Below are 20,811 nucleotides of genomic sequence, written 5' to 3'. Positions count from 1 at the left end.
CCGCCGGTGGCCGGTTGATGTTTCGTTAATCAAAATAGAATAATTCTTCAAACTTCTTATCAAGGGCAATGCACAAAATGAGTGCAAGTTTGGCTGTCGGGTTAAATTGCCCTGTTTCAATCGAACTGATGGTGTTGCGGGAGACACCTACCATTTCCGCCAATGCTGCCTGCGATAATTTTTTCTCAACACGGGCTTCTTTAAGACGATTTTTAAGTATCAATTCATTGTCCATAGAGTTTAAGCCCCCAGTATGCCCGTTAAGTACTGCATTTCTTTCTAGCCATTGTTCCAACAACACTCCCTATCGGCATTCCAAGAAATAGAACCGGCACTCCGCAAAGGAGCAGCTGCACATAATCCGGGAAATTATACCACCCGTTGCCCGAGCCCAGGAAATGTGTATCCGGAAGGCGGATGACGCTGAAAGTTGCCAACAGGAGCAGTATCTCCGTTATCAGAAGCAAGCATGGGAGAACCCATTTGCTCTGGTGCCTCTTGCACTTATAGACAACAAAAGCTTGAATGCCAGCAAAAATAACAGGAACAACAAGGAAGAGAATAATCCCCACAAATAAATCTTCCATTGCAGTCCCGGGCTCTACTCCGAACATACTGCAGGCAACCTCAATTAAAGACAAAACCGTCATAAAGCCGGCAGCAATGGATAAAAGCAAAGACACCTTACTCTTTTTGAATCTCCATTCAATAAATGTTTCTCCTGCAAGGTATCCCAGAAACATTGCGCGCACTCCATAGTCAATCTTGTTCTCAGTGATCATCGCAAGGAGTGCAATGACAACAAACACGAAACAGAACATTACTTGACCAATCAATCTCCCATGGTTTTTCATCTGTTTCGTTCCCTCATCTATGCCAAGCATGCCTTCGCGTTGTGCCTTTAGCAAAATATCTTCTTTTTTCATAAAACTCATCTCCTTACTCACGGGTGCCAAGTTTACTTTGCGCTTTTATCATAGTGTTGCCAAGTGTTCTTGTCAATAGTATTTCAGAATCTTCTGTACAAACTTACTGCCTCGGAACAGCTTACAGCGAAAATATTCCCGCGAGGTGAGAGCGGTATCCCTTTCAGGCCGCAGGGTGTGCCTGAAGGACGTTGTGGGTTATTGCAGAGACGAAAGCAGCGCCTGCGATTCCTCGCAGACGCCGTCAAAATAAACTGCTATCAGGTATTAACACTGAGTACTGCTCAGCCGCCGGTTACAATCTGCGGCTCCATCAAATCTTCCATCCTGCAGTTCAGCGACCTGGCCAGTCTGCTCAAGGTGGACACCTGGGCCTTGTTGATGTCGTTTTGTCTCTGCTCATACAGCTGGATCATCCGCAACGCAACACCGGAGACTTCCGCAAGCTGTTTTTGGGAAAAGCCGTTTGCTCTGCGGATACGCTTCAGATTCGTCTCTCCGTCACTGATACTTTTCTGAATCACCTTGTCCGCTGCCTCTGCGAACTTACTGATGTCCGCTTCGTGCAGCAGATACATGGAACAGACTTCGCTCACAGTCAGTCCGTGGGAGACGATCTCGCGAAACGGCATCCCACTCTCCCACTGGTAGTAGGCGAGGCTCCACCCTGCCCAGTACTCCGGCGACTTCTCCCCGTATGCGCTTGCGTCCACATCGGGTATCTGGCCGGTGGTCCGGCGAAACACCTCAAGGGCGAGCTCCACACCGGACATACCGCCCACAAACTTCGGGTTGCCACGCTCAAACTGTTCTGCTACTCCGGAAGAGAGAAACTGCGTGAAAAACGAATCTCCGTCACACCCACAGTCACGGACTGCATAGTCCAGCATCTCTCCCATGGCGCGCATGGCGTCATTGAGGTACATTTCCTCGTAGGCGGGCGTCATCGTTCTTCCACTCCTCTCTGAGAATGTCGATCATGTATACTGCATCCAGTACCAGAGCCGTTTTGCTCTCCGCACGAAAGGCTGCGCGTGTCTTACTGTCCCTGATTGCTTTCCTGGGGTAGTAAATGGTGCGCTCCGCTGGGATGCTCTCTTCAAAGTGCAAGTGTGAAAATGCCTGCTCCGATTTCAGGACCACCTGTTCTCCCAGCTTTCCAAGGGACATGGCCCGCTCAAGCTGTGCCAGAGAGATGGTGTTGTTCAGAAATGCGGAGGCAAAGGAGAAGTAGGAGTCGTCGGCACGATAGCCGATGATGACATCGTAGTTCTCATAAGGAGGCAGGAAGTTGCTGGCCAGATACTCCTTACCCTGGGCGGCAACGTCGATGCTTAGGTTGAATTTGCGGTTCACGAGAAGGATGGCGATCCAGTTCAGGATGTTGTAATTCCTATCCGTGAGATTCAAAATGGAGAGGCCGTCGGTCCGGAAAGAATACCGATTGGCAAAACCGTCCTGCCCCATGGAACAGGCCCACTCTTTTGCCAGTTCCAAAGTCTCAGTGCAGTAGAAACCAAGGCCGTAGTCATTAAACGGATTTCCCTTTCCAAACTCAGGCCGTTCAATGATGAAAGATGAGCCGTGGTACAGCGGCATCGTCTTGTCCATGCCGGTTCCCTCCTCACAGGAGCATCGTCAAAGCGACACTTTTCTATTAAACATCAGTATATCGCTGAAACGATACTTTTTCAATCACAAAGAATCAACCCGGCTCGCGCTCACAAAATGCTAATAGAATGCTCATACTTTTCCGAAAAATCTGCTTTGACGGAAAACATCCCAAAAGCTTTATCAAAATCTTCATCCGAATGGTCTTCTGATACGCCCATTGATAAAAGTATAGTAGCGAAGGAAGGGGATGCAGTCCGAACCTGCAGCCCCCTCCTTCATTCAATATGGGCCAGAGCATGAAACCGGCACAGCAATTGCGCGCTCGGTTCAACAGATATTCAACACGAAGAACGCGAAGAAAATAATGCACAGATTTATTTGCTCTCAGGCAAAGAAAAAAGTCCTGAAATCTTGCGATTTCAGGACTTTTTTGGTGGAGATAAGCGGGATCGAACCGCTGACCTCTTGAATGCCATTCAAGCGCTCTCCCAGCTGAGCTATACCCCCATGGATTCACTTGTCATCCGCGCTTGTCCCGTGCGGAACGAATGTTATAATACCAAAGCCGTCGCAAAATGTCAAGCGTAAATTTCAAAAATTCCAAAAAATCTTTTTCTTCCTCTCTCTGACCCGTGATTGATTTTTCAATGGGTCTGTCTTATAATAAATGTCCCGGCGGAGGTCATCATACTAGCCCGACATATATCCATTCTCCTTTTTCTGGGAGCATTTTATTTCTATCTGTGCCGCAGGCGCGGCGGAACGGGGGATTTACATGAGATATCACACCGCGGTCTTCGACCTGGACGGCACCCTTCTGGACACCCTCCAGGACCTGGCTGACAGTACCAATTACGCCCTCGCGGTCAACGGCCTGCCCGGCCGGACCGTGGACGAGGTCCGCCGCTTTGTGGGCAACGGGGTGGGCAAGCTCATCGCCCGGGCTGTGCCCGACGGCACGCCGGAGGCCCTGACCGCCAAATGCCTCAGCGATTTCCGGGCCCACTACTTCCTCAACATGGAGAACAAGACCGCCCCCTACCCTGGCGTCATGGAGATGCTGGATCGGCTGGGAAAGGCGGGCTTCCATCTGGCCATTGTGTCCAACAAGTTCGACAGCGCCGTCAAGGGCCTGTGCCAGACCTATTTCGGGGACCTGATTCCCGTGGCCATCGGCGAGTCTGAGGGCGTGGAGCGCAAACCCGCCCCCGACACCGTATTCAAGGCGCTGGCCGAGCTGGGGGTCTCCGCTGAGGGGGCCGTGTACATCGGCGACTCTGACGTGGACATCGCCACCGCCCGCAACGCGGGCCTGCCCTGCATCTCGGTGAGCTGGGGCTTCCGGGACGAGGACTTTCTCCTGGCCCATGGTGCCACGGAGATTGTGGCCGACCCCGACGGGCTCTACGCCGCCCTCACCGCTGAGTCCTGAGCCAAAAAACAAAACGCGCGGAACCGACAGCTCATGCCGGTTTCGCGCGTTTTTTCATTATCCCCGCAGCAGGCGGGACAGAGCGCCGGTATGCAGCTCCACCGCCTTGTGGGGACACAGCTCGTGGCAGCAGTAGCAGCGGATGCACTTGCCGGTGTCAATCCGCGCCCGGCGATTTTTGACCGTGATGGCCTTCACCGGGCAGGAGGCGGCGCAGATGCCGCAGCCCACACAGGCCTCCCGCACCCGGGGCGTGGCGGACAGGGCGCGCCGGGCCAGGTCCACGAAGGGATTGAGTATCGCCGGAAGCCCCACCATATTCCCCTTGGGCGCGGGGGGCAGCCTGTACCCGGGCACCGGCAGCTCCGCCTTGTCCAGGCCGATGAGCTCCACCTGGTCCAGGTCCACCGGGCCGAGGCCCCGCTGCTCCGCCGCCAGAAGCAGCGGATTGTTGGCCTTGCTCAGGCCCATGATGGCGCCGGCTACCACGTCCAGGGCCAGGGGATTCTCCGACGCCAGCAGCAGCCCCACAGGTCTGGGGGTACCGGACGCGCCCGGTCCCTCCCCCTCCATGGCCACCACCGCGTCCATCACCGACAGCCGGGGCGCCGCCAGCGCGCACAGGTCCAGCAGCATGTGGGCGAACTGCTCCTTGCTCTGGAACCGGGTGTGGCATCCCGCCTTGGCCAGGCCGGGAATCAGACCAAAGGTGTTCTTCACCGCGCCGGTCATCATCATGAACATGTGGGTTTTCAGCTTGCACAGATTGAGGATGCCGTCGGCCTGAAAGGGCGCGGACAGCACCTCAAAGGAGCGCACTAGCTCTCCCTGGGGGAAGGAGCGCTGCTCCCGGCTCATGTCGTAGTTGAGGGCTGCACCGGACTGCCGGGCGGCCTCCGCCATGCCGGTGACGTTATAGAGCTTCTCCAGGGCGGCGGGGCTGTTCTGCCAGTGGCCGCCGCCCGGGCTGTCCAAAATAACCGCCTTTGCCCCTGCTTTCACCGTCTGGGACGCCACCGCCGCCACCACCGACGGGTGGGTGGTCACCGCCCGGTCGGGGGCAATGGACTCCAGTAGGTTGGCCTTCAGGGCCAGGGTCTCCCCTTCCCTGGCAAAGCGGCCCATGCCGCCCATCATGTCCAGCAGCAGCCCCAGCTTCTCGTCCGCCTGGGCGTAGTCGGTGCAGCGCACCGCGTACACTTTATTGTCCATGGATGTTCATCTCCGCTCAGTATCCGTTTACCAGCGCGTCCAGCACCTGGGCGGCCACAGAGCCCGCCACATCCGCGCCGCTGCCGCCGTTCTCCACCAGCACCACAAAGGCGTAGGGCGCATCCTCATTGCGCAGGAAGCCGGTGAACCAGGCGTTGGGGGCCTTGCCGCCGCCCACCTCCGCCGTGCCCGACTTGGCGCAAATGTCCATGTTGGGGAAGCGGGAGGCGCCGTAGGTCTCAGTGACGTTGCGGGCCATCATGTCGGCCAGAAGCTCCGCCGTGTCCGTCTCAATGAGGCGGCCTGTGCTGTGCTTCAGGTAGGGCATGCTCCAGCCCAGGCTGTTCTCCGTGCGGAGCACCAGCTGGGGCACCGCCGCCTTGCCGCCGTTGGCCACGGCTCCCATGTAGACCATCAGGGCGCAGGGGTTCACCGCGTCGCTGTACTGGCCCACACCGGCCCAGCCCTGGTCGTTGACGGTGGCGCTGGTCAGGTCAAAGCGGCCCCTGGCGGTGGAGATGCCGCTGACCTCATAGCTGGAGGTCAGCCCCGCCTTCTCAGCGTAGGCGGTCATCACCTCCGGCCCCAGCTCCACGGCCAGCTGGGCAAACACGCCGTTGCAGGAGGAGGCCAGAGCGCCGTATATGTCCATGTCCCCGTGGGCGGAGGGACAGGTGACGGTGCCCTCCCCCACCTGGGCGGAGCCGGTACAGGTCCAGGTGCGGTCAAAGAGGTCGGGGATGTTCTCGATGGCGGCGGCCAGGGTGACCGTCTTGAACACCGAGCCGGGCACAAAAGTGCCCGAGAGGAAGCGGTTGATATACACGCCGTCAAACTGCTCGTCCCCCTCCTGGATGTCAGGCGGGTAGGCCGGGTCAAAGGTGGGGGTGGAGACCATGCAGAGAATCTCGCCGGTCTTGTAGTTGTACACCCCCACCGCCCCCTTCCGTCCGTTCAGGGCGTTGTAGGCGATGTAGTTGTACCGGGCGTCCAGGGTCAGGTACAGGTCGTTGCCCGTGCCCTGGAGACTGTATGCGCCGGTGAGCAGGTTGTAGCCGGACAGCTGGTCGGCAAAGGCCACCAGAGCGCCGGTGCCGATTTTGCCCGAGGCGTCCCCCACGGCATGTAGGGTGGCCTTACGGACGGTCTCGCCGTCGTAGTAGCACCGGTTGCCGTTCTCGTCGGCCCAGGAGAGCACGTCCCCGTCCCGGTCCAGCACCCGGCCCACTGAGAGCTGTCCGGCGCTGTTGTAGAGGTGGCGGTTGGCGGCCAGAGAGACCCACTTGCCGCCGTAGAGCGCATAGCGCAGGACATAGAAGCACAGACCCAGCACCAGGGCGGCGGCCAGAATCAGGCACACACCCGCCCGTTTTTCAATTCGTTTCACGCCTCCTCATCTCCTTCCTCCCAGTCGGGTTCTTCCTCCGGCCGGACGGGCGCCGCCAGCCGCTTTCCCTGTTTTTTGGAGGGCAGACGGATGGCGAAGCTGGCGTTCTGGCGGGTGTCGGTGGCCTTGAGGAAGGCCAGCAGGCCCCAGGAGCCCATCATGGCCGAGCCGCCCACCGACACAAAGGGGAAGGTGACGCCGGTGAGGGGCAGGATGTCCACCGCGCCGAACACGTTCAGGCAGGTCTGGACCACCATCAGCCCGGCGGCGCCGCAGGCGGCGATGGTGTAGAAGCTGGAGCGGCCCGCCCGGCAGGACCGGACGGCGAACACAGCCAGGGTGACAATGGCGGCCACCGAGAGAGCGGCGATAATGAGGCCCCACTCCTCGCAGAGCATACCGAAGACCAGGTCGGTCTCAGCGGCGCTGACCCGCTGGAGCCAGCCCTCTCCCGCGCCCACGCCCACCAGACCCCCGGATGCGGCGGCAGACATGGTGCGGGTCTGCTGGAAGCCGCCGGAGGAGGCGTACTCCCAGGCGTGGCCCCAGGTGGCGAAGCGGCGGAGGATGTAGGGCTTCAGGGTGACCACCACGGCGGCTGCACCCACGCCGGCGGCGGTGATGAGGCCCAGGGTGGCCCAGTCGCCGGAGCGGAGGTAGGCGATGACCAGGAAGGCGGCGAAGAAGATGGCCGCGGTGCCGAAGTCGCTCATGATGGCCAGGCAGCCCATGCAGGCGCCGGTGAGGACGATGAACAGCCCCAGGTTCCGCTTGCGGAAGAGCCGGTCCAGGGTGGCGGCTCCGGCGAAGATATAGCAGATTTTCGCAATCTCAGAGGGCTGGAAGGACATGCCGCCCAGCACAATCCAGTTTTTCGCGCCGTTGAGGCCGGTGCCCAGTACCAGAGTGGCTCCCAGCAGGCAGATGGCGGCGGCGGCCATGAGCCAGCGGATTTTCTTCACCCGCTCCAGGTCCCGCATAAAAACCCCCAGCACCACAAAGAGGGCCAGGCCCAGCAGGATGGCGGCAAACTGCTTGAACAGTCCGCCCGGGTTCTTGGAGGCGGTGACCGCCAGGGAGAGGGTACACAGGAAAAAGGCGATGGTCTCCATCTCAAAGCCAACCCGGCCCGTGGCACGCATGAACATGAAGTAGCCCCACATGACGGCGGTCAGGCACAGGTAGGTGGTGGGGATGGCCACAGAGGCCCCCTCCCCTTCGGCCACAATGAGCTGCACGGCGGTGAGCACCTGGAAGACGGTGAGCAGCACCAGCCCCAGCCAGGGGGACACGGGCCGCTGGGCCTTCCGGGCCTTGCGGCGGGCCTCCAGCTCCTCCTGGGACACGGCCAGCAGGACGGTCTCCACGCCCCCCAGAGACAGCACGTCGCCGTAGGCCACGGGGGCCTGGCCCTCCACCTCCCTGCCGTTGACGGCCACGCCGCCCTTGGAGTCCAGGTCGTACACCGTCCAGCTGTCGTCCTCCGCCCGGATGAGGGCGGCGTGCTGCCGGGACACGGTGGGGTAGCCCAGCACCACATCGGACGCTCCTGCACGGCCCAGGATGTTCTCCCAGTGGGTCAGGGGCTCGCTGGCCCCGTTGGGCAGGGTGAGATAGGCCCACACCTCGGGCACATGGGGCACCGTCAGCAGGGACCGGATGGTACGGATGAGAATCAGCAGGGCCAGCACGGGAAACACAAAGCGCACAATGGCGGTATACCATGCCCCCAGCTCCGGATTGGCGGCCAGCAGGGCCGTCAGCTGGTCCAGCAGAGCCTGGGGAAAATTTGCTGCGTTCACAGGCGGAACCTCCTCCTTTCCTGGTCAGCGGTTCATGGAAGATGGAGCGCGGCGGCTGCCCCGCTCCGTTCCGAACATTATAGCACAAATCCGGGAGAACGCAAATTGAGATATGGCGAAAAGAAAAAGCCCGGAAGCAGCTGCTTCCGGGCTTTGGGGTTATGCGAAGAAGGCGTGGGCGCCGATGGTGGCCACATAGGGCCGGTTGCGGGAAGCCCAGCTGTTGGGGGCGACATAGGGGTTGACGAAGTAGAGGCTGGCGCCGGCGGTATTTGCGCCGTCCAGGCAGAGCTTGGCGGCAATCACGCTCTCGGCGTTGGGCTCCCGGTAGATGGAGCCGTTGGACACCGGGGTGAACTGGTTGCGCTGGAACACCACCTCATACACCGTATTGGGGAAGAGGGGGCTATTGACCCGGTTGAGCACCACATTGCCCACCGCAATCTTGCCCTCCAGGGGCTGATTGCCGCTCTCGGCGTTGATGATGTGGGACAGCCAGTAGAGGCTGTCGGCGTTGTAGTACTGGTCGCCGGAGAGGATGGGGCCGGTCCCCGACTGGATGGCCACCGAACCGGAGGCCTTCTCCCAGGTCACCGAGGCGCCAAGGGCCTGGGCCAGGGTGCGGATGGGAACCATGATGTTGCCGTCCTGCAGGAGGGGGCCGCCCTCAAAGTAGAGGTAACGGCCGTTGGCCACCAGATAGGGCGCGCCGATCTGGATGGTCAGCTCCAGGCCCTGGGCACGGACCACAGCACGGTCATTCTCCCAGGTTGCCACGGCGTCGGGATACATCGCCTTGACGACGGGCCAGTAACAGACATAGGTGGTACGGTTCACCACCATAGGGGCCACTTCCATCTGAAGGGCAGTGCCATCCAACGTAAAGCTGGGTGTCTCCGTGGCTGCAGCCTGGCTGGCAAGGGTGAACACCAGCGCCAGACACATGGCTGCGGAAAGCAATCGCGTCTTCATGATAACATGTACTCCTGTTTTCTGTTTTGTTCTTTTTTGTAACCGTATTGTAACCGCTTCTCTCGTGAATTGCAAGAGAAAGTTTTGTCGCAGGCTTGTTTCGACCACTTTTCGTGCAGTTTGACGGTTACAAATGGTTACGATGAAAAGTGCGTTCATCTGGTATTTTACCCATTTATTCTCACTTTATTCTATAAAAAGGAAATCAATCGTTTCTGACCCATCTATTCGGCCTGTAACCCGCCTCTGCACAACAGCGCCGGGACAGGGACAGAGGGCGGTCAATCCCTTGTCCCCCAAGGGTTTTCACTATTTCCAGTTTTCTCCTTTTCCCTCCCCTACCTCTCCGCCTGACCCCCCATTTTTCCCGCTCTTCCGCCTCTTCTATTTTCCATAAATATCTATATTTTGTATTTATCTTGTATAGTTTCCTGTTTGAAACTGGGAGTTAGTTCCGTCTTACTTGTTTCCAAAAATTTTAAATCAGAAAATGAAAAAATTTTCTCGTTTTCACGCAAAAACAAGCGGCCCGACGGAATTTCCGTCGGGCCGCTTGGGTACAAAAATCGTCTTTTGTCCTCTTTTTCTTCAGCGGTAGAACCAGTGGGCGCCGATGCGCATGACAAAGGTCTTGTTCTCCATAATCCAGTGGTTGTTGGTGAGGGCGGGCGCCAGGAAATACAGGCTCTCCCCTGCCACGTCGGCGCCGTCCAGCACCAGCCGGGCGGCCAGAACGCTCTCCTCCGTGGGGGTCTGGTACACGGTGCCGTTGCTGACCGGCTCAAACTGCCCGCCCCAGCGGTTGTCAAAGATAACGCCATAGATGGTGGCCGGGAAATCTTTGTGCTCCGCCCGGTTGAGGACCACGTTGCCCACCGCGATTTTGCCCGTTATCGGCTCTCCCCTGCTCTCGGCGGAGATGATGCGGGAGAGCCAGTAGAGCTCGTCTTCCTTATAATATAAGGAGGCGTCCTCGATGGCCCCGGTGCCCGAGGTGAGGGACACTGTGCGGCTCCCTCCGTCCCAGTCCACCCGGGCGTCCATGGCCTTGGCCAGCACTCGCACCGGCACCAGCACCCGGCCATATACCGCCTGCACACCGTCGGCTATGTACAGCGCCCGTCTGTTGGCCTCCAGATAGATGGCCCCGGGAGAGGCGGTCAGCTCCAGGTCGTCCCCCGCCCGTACCACAGCCTGACCCTCCCAGGTCACCACGGCGTCCTCCCGCAGGGCCTCCGCCGCCGCCCGAAGGGGCACATAGGTGGTGCTGTTGATAATGACCGGGTCAATGTCGCTCTCCAGCGGCACGCCGTCCACCATCACGCTGACTGCCCCCGCTGGGACGGCGGTCAGAAGCAGACACAGGAATAAGGTTACAATTTTTCGCATTCTGTTCACTTCCTTTTGCTGAATGATACCAAAATTGTAACGGATTTTACCCTTATGGCACAAGGCACAAGTTCTGGAAACAGACCGCAAACGGCGGGAGGCCAACGCCTCCCGCCGTTTCATTTTTTATTCAAACAGCCCGCTGGGCACCACAATATCCGTCCCGGACACCTGTTCCCAGGAAAAGCGCTCCGCCAGGGCGGCAGGGCTCACCGGCTCCGGTGTGCTCTGAAGCCCGGCCAGCAGAGCCAGACGCCCCACCAGCTCCTCCGGCGTCCAATGCGCCCGCAGAGCCCCCATGTCCAGGTCCCGGTCCCGCTTGGACAGGCGGCGGCCATCCTCCGCCAGCAGAAGGGGCACATGGCGGAACTCCGGCGGCTCCAGGCCCAGCAGATGGTAGAGATAGCACTGCCGCGGGGTGGAGGAGAGCAGGTCCATGCCCCGCACCACCTGATTGACCCCCATGGCGCCGTCGTCCACCACCACAGCCAGCTGGTAGGCGTACACCCCGTCGGACCGGCGGATAATAAAGTCCCCGCAGTCCCGGAGCAGGTTCTCCCCGTAGGGGCCCATGTGGCCGTCGTTCACCGTCCACACCTCGTCGGGCACCTTCAGCCGCCAGGCGGGATGGCGTCCCGCCTGCTCCAGCGCTGAGCGCTCCTCCGCCGTCAGATTCCGGCACCGGCCGCCGTATACCGCCTGACCGTCCGACCGGTGGGGCGCGCTGGCCGCCAGCCGCTCCGCCCGGGTGCAGTAGCAGTGGTAGACCAGCCCCATCTCCTCCAGGCGCCCAAAGGCGGCGGCGTACTGCTCCGTGCGCTCGCTCTGGAGATAGGGGCCGTCCGGACCGCCCTTTTCATAGCCCTCGTCCCAGTCCAGACCCAGCCACAGCAGGTCCTCCGCCAGCTGCGCCGCGTACTCCGGCCGGCAGCGGTCCGGGTCCAGGTCCTCCATCCGCAGCACCAGAATCCCGCCCGCCGACCGCACCGACAGCCAGGCCAGCAGAGCCGAAAACAGATTCCCCAGGTGCATCCGCCCGCTGGGGCTGGGGGCAAACCGCCCCCGGATGTTCTTTTCCATGGTCTTCCCTCTCCATCCGCCGCTCTGAGGCGGCGTCTCCTACCTTTATAATATAGTGATTTTACCACATCCCCGCCCCTGTGACAACGTCCGGCAGGGTCCGGCTCCCTTCGCTTCCCTGTTGTAATTTCCTCTGGTTTCTGGTATACTTTTTCTGTCGGACCGCCAGACGGCGGTCCATTTTTTCTGGAGGTGGAGCGCATGAATCCCATCCCCCGTCCCCCCGCTCCACCTGACGTCATCCGGGAAACCCCCGTGGTGGTGGCAGTCTGTGGCCCCGAGGGGTGCGGCAAAAGCTGGCTCATCCGCAGCATCCTGCCCCGGCTCACGGCGGCAGGCATCAAAACAGCCGTCATCAAGCGGGAACGCCATCCCCTGGACCCATCCGGCCCCGACCGCTACTCCACGCCCTTCCGTCAGGCGGGCGCCAGCGCCGTGGGCGTGTTTGACGGGGAGCTGTCCATGGTGGTACAGCGGCGCAGAATCACCGAGCAGCACCTGATTGCCCAGTTTCAGGACGCGGGTCTTATCCTCATGGAGGGGTTTGACCGCAGCTTCTGGCCCAAGCTGGAGCTGGTGCGCGCTGGTGTTTCCAACGGGCCGTCCTGTGACCTGTCCACCGTGCTGGCCCTGGTGACCGACCTGTCCCTTCCCCACTGCGATGTGCCCCAGCTGCCCTTTGACTGCCAGGCTGTGGCAGATTTTCTCCTGCACTACTATTATCGCGAGATTGGAGTGAATGTCATGGAATCCTCTTCCGCCAACAAGACCGTCTCCGTCCCCCAGGGCGTGCTCCGGGCCGCTCTCATCACCGTCAGCGACAGCATCTACGCCGGTACCAGCTCCAACACCACCGCCCCCGCCGCCTCTGAGCAGCTGACCAAGGCCGGCTTTGAGCTGGTGTCTACCTCCCTGCTGCCCCGTGACCGGGCCATGCTGTCCGCCGAGCTCACCCGGCTGGCCGACAGCCGTCTGGCCGACCTGGTTGTCACCATGGGCGGTACCGGCTGCTCCCTCTACGACTGCACCCCCGAGGCCACGGCCGACGCCACCGAGCGGGCCCTGCCCGGCGTGTGCGAGGCTCTGCGCCGCACTCTGGCCGACCTGTCCGACGGCGCCATGCTGGACCGCTCCACCTCCGGCATGCGCAAGCAGACGGTGCTGGTCAACCTGCCCGGCGCACCGGAGCAGGCTCTGCCCTGTCTGGAGCGGCTGCTGCCCGGCCTGAAGGCCACGGTGGAGGCCATCCGCCAGGACGGCTGAGGATTCCTTCTCTCCTTATATAATAATAAGAAAAGCGGAGCCGCGCCTGCGGCTCCGCTTTTTTGTAACGCTTATTCCACTGTCACCGATTTGGCCAGGTTGCGGGGTTTGTCGATGTCGCAACCGCGCATCAGGGCCACATAGTAGGCGAAGAGCTGGAGGGGCACCACGTCCAGAGATGGCAGCAGCATGGGGTGGGTGTCGGGCACGGAGACGGCGTGGTCCACGGTCTTGGCCATCTCATCCGCCAGGGACGCGGTGGTCACGCCCAGCACGTCGGCCCCGCGGCTCTTCACCTCCACCACGTTGCTCATCAGCTTCTCAAAGAGCTTGCCGTAGCTGGCCAGGGCCACCACCAGTGTGCCCGGCTCGATGAGGGAGATGGTGCCGTGCTTGAGCTCACCGGCGGCGTAGGCCTCCGAGTGGATGTAGGAGATCTCCTTGAGCTTGAGGGAGCCCTCCAGACCCACGGCGTAGTCGATGTTGCGGCCGATGAAGAAGATGGAGGGGTGGTTGAAGTAGATGGAGGCGAAGTACTGGATGTCCTCCCGGTGGGAGAGAATCTCCTCCATCTTGTCGGGGATGCGCTGGAGCTCCTCCACGATTGCCGTATACTCCTCCGGAGCGATGGTGCCCATCAGGTCGGCGAAGCACAGGCCGATGAGGTAGATGACCGCCAGCTGGGTGGAATAGGCCTTGGTGGTGGCCACGGCAATCTCCGGTCCGGCCCAGGTGTAGAGCACGTCGTCGCTCTCCCGGGCGATGGTGGAGCCCACCACGTTGACGATGGACAGCAGTCTGGCCCCCAGTCTGCGGGCCTCCCGCATGGCGGCCAGGGTATCAATGGTCTCGCCGGACTGGGAGATGACCAGGGCCAGGGTTCTGGGGGTGACGATGGGGTCGCAGTACCGGAACTCAGAGGCCAGGGTCACCTCCACCGGCTTGCGGAGCAGCCGCTCCAGGGTGTACTTGGCGGCCATGCCCACGTGGTAGGAGGAGCCGCAGGCGATGACATAGATTTTGTCCAGCGCCTTCAAATCCTCCGCCGTCAGGTTCAGACCCTCCAGCACCACGCGGCCGTCCTGAATCCGGGGGGAGATCGTGTCCCGGAAGGCCTTGGGCTGCTCCATGATCTCCTTGAACATGAAGTGCTCATAGCCGCCCTTCTCAGCGGCGGAGATTTCCCAGTCCACATGGTGCTGCTCCTTGTGCACCGGCTGGAGGTAGGGGTGGTTGTAGACCTGGATGCCGTCGGCGGTGAGCACGGCGATCTCCCCGTCGTCCAGATAGTAGACCTCGCGGGTGTACTTGATGACGGCGGTCACGTCGCTGGCCAGGAAGTTGAAGCCCTCCCCCAGGCCCAGAATCAGGGGGCTGTCCTTGCGGGCGGCGATGAGGCGGTCGGGACAGTCGGAGCAGATGACGCCCAGGGCGTAGGCGCCGTTGATGCGGTGGAGCACCTTGGTCAGGGCCTCCAGAATGTCGCCCCGGTAGTAGTACTCCAGCAGCTGGGCCACCACCTCGGTGTCGGTCTGGGAGACAAACTCCACCCCCTTGGACTGGAGGAACTCCTTAATCTCCACGTAGTTCTCGATGATGCCGTTGTGGACCACAGCGATGTGGCCGCTCTTGCTGACCTGGGGGTGGGAGTTGACGTCGGAGGGTGCGCCGTGGGTGGCCCAGCGGGTGTGGCCCAGGCCCACGGTGCCGTGGATGGTCTTGCCCCCCTCCACCATGTCGGAGAGCACCTGGAGCCGTCCCTTGGCCTTGGCTACCTGGAGCCCTTCGTTCTCCGCCCACACGGCGATGCCCGCCGAGTCATAGCCCCGGTATTCCAGCCGGCTCAGGCCGTCCAGCAGAATGGGCGCCGCCTCTTCTCTTCCAATATATCCTACGATACCGCACATGGCAGATCTCCTCCTGTCACCTGGATGTTTCGTCCCATTTGTTCCATATGCTTCATGTTATGAATCATTTTGAACGATTTTTACTACTTTTATGAAACAACGTTTTTATTATAGCGGCATGGGCCGCCTGTGACAAGAAAAAATTTTCCGTGCACGTGCCCATTTTCTCTGTTACCCGCACAGCAAAGACAGTCCCTGCCCCGCAGTGTGCGGGACAGGGACTGTTCTTGTTTCGTATGATTTTGTTTACACCCTTGCCGCCAGACGGAAGGCCGCTCGGTTGGCCTCCAGAACCCGGCCGCCGGCAAAGCTGTCGCCGATGTTGTAAATCTCCGGAGCGGCATTGGCCGCTAGAGCTTCAAAGTATGCCGCGTCGTCGGGACGGCCGCCCATGGCCAGCACCACCAGATCCGCATCCAGCGCCACCTCCTGGGTCTCGGGACCCAGCTTGGGGGCCAGGGGGTTGGGGATGTTCTCAGGCAGCAGGGGCTGCCAGGTGTTGTAGGGGTTGGGCGCTCCCTTGGACACGTTGCGGCTGATGTGGACCTTGCCCGGCTCAAAGGAGGTGACCTTGGCGCAGTTGTACAGCTCCACGCCCGCCTTCTCCATGTAGTGCAGCAGGTGGCCCCGGTTGGCGGTACACACGCCCTCCATGAAGTTGGGCAGCATCTCCACCACCTTGACCTCCCGGCCCTGCTCATACCGCAGCCAGTAAGCCGTCTCGCAGCCCACCACGCCGCCGCCGGCCACGACCACCTTTTTGGCGTCTCCCAGCAGGCCGGGATTCACCAGCAGGTCCACCGCCTGGACAGCCTTCACCTTGTCCAGGCCCGGGATGGGCGGGCAGGCGTTCCTGGTGCCCACGGCAAAGACGATGGTGTCGAATTTCTGCTCCGCCAGCCACTGGGTGGTCACCGGCGTGCTCAGCCGCAGGGTGAAGTTGGGCAGCTGCTGGGCCTGGCGCACCTGCTCATTGAGCCAGTCCAGGTAGTTCTTGAAGTCGAATTTCACAGCGGGCACGCTGCCGGGCACCACACGGCCGCCCAGCTTGTCGCTCTTCTCCAGCAGCTCCACGGTATGGCCCCGCTTGGCGGCCTCCACGGCAAACATGATGCCCGCCGGTCCGCCGCCCACCACGGCGATTTTCTTTTTCTTCTCCGGGGCGGGTCCCCGCTCGGGCAGGCTGTCCTCAAAGCCGGTGCGGGCGTTGACGGCGCACTGGATGTGGCCGCCCTCCACGAACTCGTTGACGCAGCCCTCCTGGCAGCCGATGCAGGGACAGATATCCTCCACCCTGCCCTCATAGGCCTTGTTGCACCACTCCGGGTCGGCCAGCAGCGGACGGCCCAGCATGACCATGTCGCAGTCGCCGCCCCGCAGGGCCTGCTCGCATACGTCGGGGTAGCCCAGCTTGCCCACGGCCACCACGGGCACCTCCACGCCTGCGTTGGAGCGGATGCCCTTTTTGGCAAAGTGCTCCTTCACGATGCGGGACACGGGCAGGAAGCAGCCCGCCGGCATACCGGCAGGGGGATGGGGCAGCCACCAGTTGTCGTAGCAGCCGATGTCCACGTCGAAGAGGTCCACGCCCGCCTTCACCAGATTCTCCATGTAGTCCAGGGTCTCGGCCACGCTGCGGCCGTTCTTGAACTTCTTCAGGGAGGCCACCTGGTCCATCCGGTCGCCGTAGGTCTCGTTGAGGGCCAGGGACAGGTCAATGCGGTACATGATGGGGTAGTTGGGACCCACACGGCGGCGGATCTCCTTCACCATGTCCAGACCGAAGCGCTGCCAGTCGGCGTACTTGCCCAGCTTGCGGCGGTTGAAGGCCCGGTTGGTCATCTGCTCCAGCAGATAGCCCTCGTGGCCATGGAGGTACACGCCGTCAATGAGGCAGGCCTTGGCGTCCGCCGCCGCCTGGCCCGCGTTCTTGATGATGCGCTTCAGCTTCCGGTCGGAGAGGCGGAGACAGGGCAGCTCGGGGATGTAGAAATTCCGGTTGAAGGAGGCGGACACGGGGAACTTGGTCTGCTGCACCAGGCAGGTGGGCGGACCCACACGGCCCAGACCGGGGGTCAGCTGGATGAAGAAGCGGCTGCCGTACCCGTGGCACTGCTGGGCCAGGTCCCGCCAGCCCGACATGAGGGTGCGGGCAGGGCTGATGCGGGGCATCATCACCTTGCCGCCAATCTCGGTGACGGTGGGGTCAATCTTGTCGCTGATGGGGATGAGGCCAGAGGTAATGAGGCCCACGCCGCCCTTGGCACGGGCCACAAAGTAGCGGATCATCTTCTCGCTGGGCCGTCCGTACTCCTCGCACATCATCAGGTTGCCCATGGGGGCCATGACCACCCGGTTCTTGATGGTCATGCGGTTGACCCGGATGGGGGAAAAGATGGACGTATAGGGGTAGAGCTCCTTGGTCATGCGGGCGCCGTTGCCCGCACAGTTCTTCACGCCGCCCTCAAACCAGTCGCCAAAGTGGTCGCACAGCTCCTGGATGGGCGCGTCCGTTCTCAGTTCGCTCAAAGCCAAAGTACCTCCTTGTGTAGCGCTCCGGGCTCAGCTGCCCCGGCGGCGCCGGATTCCGTGCATCTCCTTGAGGCCTTCCACCTCGTCGCACACCGGCTTCCACTCGCAGGCCTTGCAGTCCATGTCCACATCGTCCAGGATGTGGTTGAGGGCGCCGGTGATTTTGTTGGTCCTTGTGGCCAGGCCGTCCAGGTCCCGGTAGGGGGCCTGGGGCAGGGTGATGAAAATCACCTTCACCGCCTGGACAAACCGGCTGCGCCGGTACTGGCGGATGAACAGGTTACCTACCTGCTCAAAGGTCAGGCCCTTGTCCAGGGCCTTCCGGGACACCCGGGCCTGCTCCCGGTTGGAGAAGGCGGCCGCCCGGATCATGTACCCCTCGGGGTACACGCCGTATTTCTTGGTCTCAATGCCCTTGATGATGGCAAAGGCGGCCTGCTCCCCGTCCTTGGTGATGTCCTCGGTGCGGAGGACGGTGATGCGGGCAAAGCTGCAATCCCCTTTTATCTCGGGCAGGTCCGGGCCGTAGAGCACGACCTCGTCCCGGGGGACCTGCTCCGCATCCTCGGTGAGGAGCAGGCAGCTGACGCTGTCGCAGGACAGGGCCCCCAGCTCATAGGCCGCCTCGCTGCCCAGAATCAGCTGGTTCTTGCCACCCTCCCTGGCGGCCCGGTCCGGGTTGGCCGTCCAGACCTTGGGGGTATAGGGGGCAAGACAGCGGTTCACGTCGGCAATGACGGCGTCATAGACATTCATCACAGCTTCTCTTCCACATCCTTCGAATCGTGGTAGGCAATGAGCTTGTTATAGAGCTTCTCCGCCATCTTCATGTCCGCGTTGGTGATGTACATCAGGAAGGACAGAACGAAGAGCACGGCGATGACAATCAGTACAATCCAATACCAGGCCATATTGCGGTCCTCCTTACTCCAACCCCTTCTGCCGGGCGTACTCCGCGGCGCCCAGGGCGCCCATCAGCTGGGGATCCACCGGCAGGTCGATGACCTTGACACGCAGCACGTTCTCAATGGCGGCCTTCAGGCCCTTGTTCTTGGCGCAGCCGCCGGTGAGGGTGATGTGGTCCTTGGCGCCCGCCTTCTTGGCCATGACGAAGCAGCGCTTGGCCACCGACTGCTGGATACCGGCGGCAATCTCGTCCCGGGGCTTGCCCTCGCCCACCAGGGTGATGACCTCGCTCTCGGCAAAGACGGTGCACTGGGCGGTGATGGGGATGACGTTCTTGGCCGACAGGGACAGCTGGGAGAACTCGTCCAGGGTGCACTCAAAGGCACGGGCCATGGCCTCGAAGAAGCGGCCGGTACCAGCGGCGCACTTGTCGTTCATGGCGAAGTTGAGGACGGTGCCGTCCTGGTCGATGGCGATGCCCTTCACGTCCTGGCCGCCGATGTCGATGATGGCCTTGACGGTGGGGTCCACCACGTGGACGCCCATGGCGTGGCAGGAAATCTCCGAGATGTTCTCCTGGGCCTGGGGCACCTTGTTGCGGCCGTAGCCGGTGCCGATGAGGTAAGTCAGGTCGCCGATGGAGGACAGGCCGTCCACCTTGGCCACCGCCTGGTCCAGGGCCTCCTTGGCGCTGATTTCAGAGTTGATGCGGCTGCGAATGGTCACGTCGCTGACCATCTCGCCCTTCTCATTCACAATGACGCATTTGGTGTAGGTGGAGCCTACGTCACACCCGCCGAAATATTTCATCTCAATATCCCCCTTTTACCAAGTCAGGTCGTCGTCATAGTCCACCAGCGTGGGGTCCAGAGGCTCAGCCCGGAACACGGTGGTCATGTAGCGGTTGACACGGTCACGCATGGCCTTGCGGGACACGGTGCGCGGGTCCATCAGGTCGTGCTCAATCCAGATGAGGTGGATGCCCCGCTCTCTGGCCTGCTCCTCAAAGAGGCCCTGGAGTCCGGCGAAGTTCTTGCAGGAGACGTGGTTGTACATGAACACGATGTTGGCGTTGAACTTCTCGCACATCTTCCAGCACTCGTCCAGGGCGTTGATGTAGCCGCCGTTGGAGTGGGAGCGCATGGTCATCCGCTCGTAGCCACGGGCCATGTCCTCCAGCACCTTCTCCTTGTCGTGCTCGTCGTAGTGGTGGTAGGCCAGCATGCACTCCATGTCCACCAGGGTCTTGATGCCCCAGCAGTTCTGGGCCCAGTAGGTGAAATTGGAGTAGTAGTGGGCGGGGCAGCTCCAGACGATGGCGCGGTAGCGGGGCTTGTCGTCGGTGGCCACCGAGTGGGCGTAGCCCTTCTTCATCAGCTTGTTGACCTTGGCGTCGTACATGCACATCTTGGGGTCCAGGGAGCTGGCAATCTGCATCTCATACTCCCGGTGGAGGGCCAGGGCGGCGCCGCAGATCTGGGGGTAGTCGGTACAGTTCACGTCCCACTTCTCAATCATGTAGTTGGACTCCTTGTTGTACCGCTTCACGCCCTCAAAGAAGGCGTTCCAGTCGAACTTGACGCCGAACTGCTTCTCGATGAACTCGATGCAGCCCCACAGGTTCTTTACCGCGTACTTCTGCACCTCAGGCTCGTTGAAGCGCTGGGGCGGAGTGACCTGGTAGTTGGGCAGCTTGAAGTAGCGGTTGCTGTACATGGTGCTGGCCACGGAGCCGTCGCAGGGCATGGAGCTGGAGATGTAGGCCGCGCCCACCTTGGGGTAGTCGTCCACCACGCAGCAGCCGGCCTCGGCAGCGGGCAGGGGGCACACGTCGGAGGCCAGGCCGTAATGCTCGATGGCGTCGATGTAGTAGATGTTGGCCTGCTGGTCCACCTCGCCCACCAGGAAAACAGGTGCCATCTGGATGGTGATGCCTTTCAGGGTGGGGAAGCCGTTCATCAGCTGGATGGGCATCATCTCGTCAAAGAGCACGGTCCTGGACCGCAGCTCCGCCGCCTTCTTGGAGTTGGGGTTCAGGTTCTCGTCCCGCTCCAGCAGGTCCCGGATCATGCCGGCGGAGTTCTGGAGCACGGCGTAGAACTGCTGGTGGGTGTAGCGCAGCTCATAGCCCCGCAGGCCGATGGTGTGCCGGTCCAGGAAGGCGGGGGTGGTGATGTAGGACACCAGCCAGCGGTACCGCTTCAGGCCCCTGAAAAACTGGGGCAGCACCGGGCCCAGCCTAGCGCCCAGCATGCCCAGCAGCTTGAGCCAGCGGAAATAGTCGTACAGGGTGTCCTTCAGGCCCTTCCACTCCCGGCGCTTGGTGCACCGGTGCCCGGCGGAGTACAGGTCGCCCAGACCTTTTCCGGTTTTGGGATTGTACGCCATC

The 20,811-nt window shown here is 61.3% G+C and carries 18 protein-coding genes and 1 tRNA gene; 2 read left to right on the top strand and 17 right to left on the bottom strand.

All coding sequences use genetic code 11. The features are described 5' to 3' along the window. Positions 1-25: 25 nt before the first annotated feature. The 5 genes from ACOX7T_RS03900 to ACOX7T_RS03880 form a co-directional block, all read right to left on the bottom strand. On the bottom strand, positions 26-235 hold the full coding sequence (locus ACOX7T_RS03900) for a helix-turn-helix transcriptional regulator (protein WP_006574210.1): 210 nt from the start codon (positions 233-235) through the stop codon (positions 26-28). 25 nt (positions 236-260) lie between these two features. Further along, entirely contained in the window at positions 261-926 is a 666-nt protein-coding gene (locus ACOX7T_RS03895) for a DUF6442 family protein (protein ID WP_277215858.1), read from the bottom strand. 284 nt (positions 927-1,210) lie between these two features. Next, positions 1,211-1,873 (bottom strand): helix-turn-helix domain-containing protein, encoded by a 663-nt coding sequence (locus ACOX7T_RS03890; RefSeq protein ID WP_433440066.1) that lies wholly within the window; start codon positions 1,871-1,873, stop codon positions 1,211-1,213. Beyond that, a complete protein-coding gene (locus ACOX7T_RS03885) occupies positions 1,839-2,537 on the bottom strand; it encodes a DUF3990 domain-containing protein (RefSeq protein ID WP_433440064.1) in 699 nt (232 codons plus the stop codon). Before ACOX7T_RS03885 ends, ACOX7T_RS03890 begins: the two co-directional genes overlap by 35 nt. 434 nt (positions 2,538-2,971) lie before the next feature. Continuing rightward, positions 2,972-3,047: transfer RNA gene (locus ACOX7T_RS03880), tRNA-Ala, on the bottom strand. A gap of 268 nt (positions 3,048-3,315) precedes the next feature. On the opposite strand from ACOX7T_RS03880, the gene ACOX7T_RS03875 reads away from it, so the two are divergent. Next, entirely contained in the window at positions 3,316-3,972 is a 657-nt protein-coding gene (locus ACOX7T_RS03875) for an HAD family hydrolase (protein ID WP_433440062.1), read from the top strand. 57 nt (positions 3,973-4,029) lie between these two features. Here the strand turns inward: ACOX7T_RS03875 and ACOX7T_RS03870 are convergent, their stop codons facing one another. From ACOX7T_RS03870 to gluQRS, 6 genes are all read right to left on the bottom strand, one after another. Then, on the bottom strand, positions 4,030-5,184 hold the full coding sequence (locus tag ACOX7T_RS03870; protein ID WP_433440060.1) for a DUF362 domain-containing protein: 1,155 nt from the start codon (positions 5,182-5,184) through the stop codon (positions 4,030-4,032). A 16-nt stretch (positions 5,185-5,200) separates the two neighbouring features. Then, positions 5,201-6,571 carry a penicillin-binding transpeptidase domain-containing protein gene (locus ACOX7T_RS03865; protein WP_433440058.1) on the bottom strand — a complete coding sequence of 457 codons (1,371 nt, stop codon included), beginning with the start codon at positions 6,569-6,571 and terminating at the stop codon, positions 5,201-5,203. Then, positions 6,568-8,373, bottom strand: coding sequence for an FtsW/RodA/SpoVE family cell cycle protein (locus ACOX7T_RS03860; protein ID WP_433440056.1), 1,806 nt, complete (start codon positions 8,371-8,373; stop codon positions 6,568-6,570). The genes ACOX7T_RS03865 and ACOX7T_RS03860 overlap by 4 nt, the downstream gene beginning before the upstream one ends. Positions 8,374-8,532: 159 nt before the next feature. Continuing rightward, entirely contained in the window at positions 8,533-9,345 is an 813-nt protein-coding gene (locus ACOX7T_RS03855) for a cell wall hydrolase (RefSeq protein WP_433440054.1), read from the bottom strand. 588 nt (positions 9,346-9,933) lie between these two features. Continuing rightward, on the bottom strand, positions 9,934-10,734 hold the full coding sequence (locus ACOX7T_RS03850) for a cell wall hydrolase (protein WP_433440052.1): 801 nt from the start codon (positions 10,732-10,734) through the stop codon (positions 9,934-9,936). Between the two features lie 126 nt (positions 10,735-10,860). After that, positions 10,861-11,814, bottom strand: coding sequence for a tRNA glutamyl-Q(34) synthetase GluQRS (gene gluQRS / locus ACOX7T_RS03845; RefSeq protein WP_433440050.1), 954 nt, complete (start codon positions 11,812-11,814; stop codon positions 10,861-10,863). A gap of 201 nt (positions 11,815-12,015) precedes the next feature. Here gluQRS and ACOX7T_RS03840 point away from each other — a divergent pair, with 201 nt between their 5' ends. Then, complete coding sequence (locus tag ACOX7T_RS03840; protein WP_433440048.1) at positions 12,016-13,077, top strand: molybdopterin-guanine dinucleotide biosynthesis protein MobB; 1,062 nt, start codon at positions 12,016-12,018, stop codon at positions 13,075-13,077. Positions 13,078-13,148: 71 nt separating this feature from the next. Here the strand turns inward: ACOX7T_RS03840 and glmS are convergent, their stop codons facing one another. The 6 genes from glmS to ACOX7T_RS03810 all read right to left on the bottom strand — a co-directional run bounded on the left by glmS (position 13,149) and on the right by ACOX7T_RS03810 (position 20,810). Further along, complete coding sequence (gene glmS / locus ACOX7T_RS03835; protein WP_433440046.1) at positions 13,149-14,984, bottom strand: glutamine--fructose-6-phosphate transaminase (isomerizing); 1,836 nt, start codon at positions 14,982-14,984, stop codon at positions 13,149-13,151. A gap of 246 nt (positions 14,985-15,230) precedes the next feature. Next, positions 15,231-17,513, bottom strand: a complete 2,283-nt coding sequence (locus ACOX7T_RS03830) for an FAD-dependent oxidoreductase (protein ID WP_433440044.1) — start codon at positions 17,511-17,513, stop codon at positions 15,231-15,233. Positions 17,514-17,546: 33 nt separating this feature from the next. Beyond that, positions 17,547-18,272 carry a hypothetical protein gene (locus ACOX7T_RS03825; protein ID WP_433440042.1) on the bottom strand — a complete coding sequence of 242 codons (726 nt, stop codon included), beginning with the start codon at positions 18,270-18,272 and terminating at the stop codon, positions 17,547-17,549. Beyond that, positions 18,272-18,427, bottom strand: coding sequence for a hypothetical protein (locus ACOX7T_RS03820; protein WP_433440041.1), 156 nt, complete (start codon positions 18,425-18,427; stop codon positions 18,272-18,274). The genes ACOX7T_RS03825 and ACOX7T_RS03820 overlap by 1 nt, the downstream gene beginning before the upstream one ends. A 13-nt stretch (positions 18,428-18,440) precedes the next feature. Further along, positions 18,441-19,232, bottom strand: a complete 792-nt coding sequence (locus ACOX7T_RS03815) for an acyl-CoA dehydratase activase (protein WP_006575192.1) — start codon at positions 19,230-19,232, stop codon at positions 18,441-18,443. A 15-nt stretch (positions 19,233-19,247) separates the two neighbouring features. Further along, on the bottom strand, positions 19,248-20,810 hold the full coding sequence (locus tag ACOX7T_RS03810; RefSeq protein WP_433440039.1) for a 2-hydroxyacyl-CoA dehydratase family protein: 1,563 nt from the start codon (positions 20,808-20,810) through the stop codon (positions 19,248-19,250). Position 20,811 lies beyond the last annotated feature (1 nt).

Source organism: Pseudoflavonifractor sp. (assembly GCF_050943825.1).
GTDB lineage: Bacteria > Bacillota > Clostridia > Oscillospirales > Oscillospiraceae > Pseudoflavonifractor.
Note: the sequence above shows the minus strand (reverse complement) of the source record. Positions and strands in the feature narration are given on the sequence as shown.

Bases quoted from the DNA above. Each gene is read 5' to 3' on its own strand.
- ACOX7T_RS03900 (WP_006574210.1), bottom strand. From the start codon at position 235: ATGGACAATGAATTGATACTTAAAAATCGTCTTAAAGAAGCCCGTGTT.
- ACOX7T_RS03895 (WP_277215858.1), bottom strand. From the start codon at position 926: ATGAAAAAAGAAGATATTTTGCTAAAGGCACAACGCGAAGGCATGCTT.
- ACOX7T_RS03890 (WP_433440066.1), bottom strand. From the start codon at position 1,873: ATGACGCCCGCCTACGAGGAAATGTACCTCAATGACGCCATGCGCGCC.
- ACOX7T_RS03885 (WP_433440064.1), bottom strand. From the start codon at position 2,537: ATGGACAAGACGATGCCGCTGTACCACGGCTCATCTTTCATCATTGAA.
- ACOX7T_RS03875 (WP_433440062.1), top strand. From the start codon at position 3,316: ATGAGATATCACACCGCGGTCTTCGACCTGGACGGCACCCTTCTGGAC.
- ACOX7T_RS03870 (WP_433440060.1), bottom strand. From the start codon at position 5,184: ATGGACAATAAAGTGTACGCGGTGCGCTGCACCGACTACGCCCAGGCG.
- ACOX7T_RS03855 (WP_433440054.1), bottom strand. From the start codon at position 9,345: ATGAAGACGCGATTGCTTTCCGCAGCCATGTGTCTGGCGCTGGTGTTC.
- ACOX7T_RS03850 (WP_433440052.1), bottom strand. From the start codon at position 10,734: ATGCGAAAAATTGTAACCTTATTCCTGTGTCTGCTTCTGACCGCCGTC.
- gluQRS (WP_433440050.1), bottom strand. From the start codon at position 11,814: ATGGAAAAGAACATCCGGGGGCGGTTTGCCCCCAGCCCCAGCGGGCGG.
- ACOX7T_RS03840 (WP_433440048.1), top strand. From the start codon at position 12,016: ATGAATCCCATCCCCCGTCCCCCCGCTCCACCTGACGTCATCCGGGAA.
- glmS (WP_433440046.1), bottom strand. From the start codon at position 14,984: ATGTGCGGTATCGTAGGATATATTGGAAGAGAAGAGGCGGCGCCCATT.
- ACOX7T_RS03825 (WP_433440042.1), bottom strand. From the start codon at position 18,272: ATGAATGTCTATGACGCCGTCATTGCCGACGTGAACCGCTGTCTTGCC.
- ACOX7T_RS03820 (WP_433440041.1), bottom strand. From the start codon at position 18,427: ATGGCCTGGTATTGGATTGTACTGATTGTCATCGCCGTGCTCTTCGTT.
- ACOX7T_RS03815 (WP_006575192.1), bottom strand. From the start codon at position 19,232: ATGAAATATTTCGGCGGGTGTGACGTAGGCTCCACCTACACCAAATGC.
- ACOX7T_RS03810 (WP_433440039.1), bottom strand. From the start codon at position 20,810: ATGGCGTACAATCCCAAAACCGGAAAAGGTCTGGGCGACCTGTACTCC.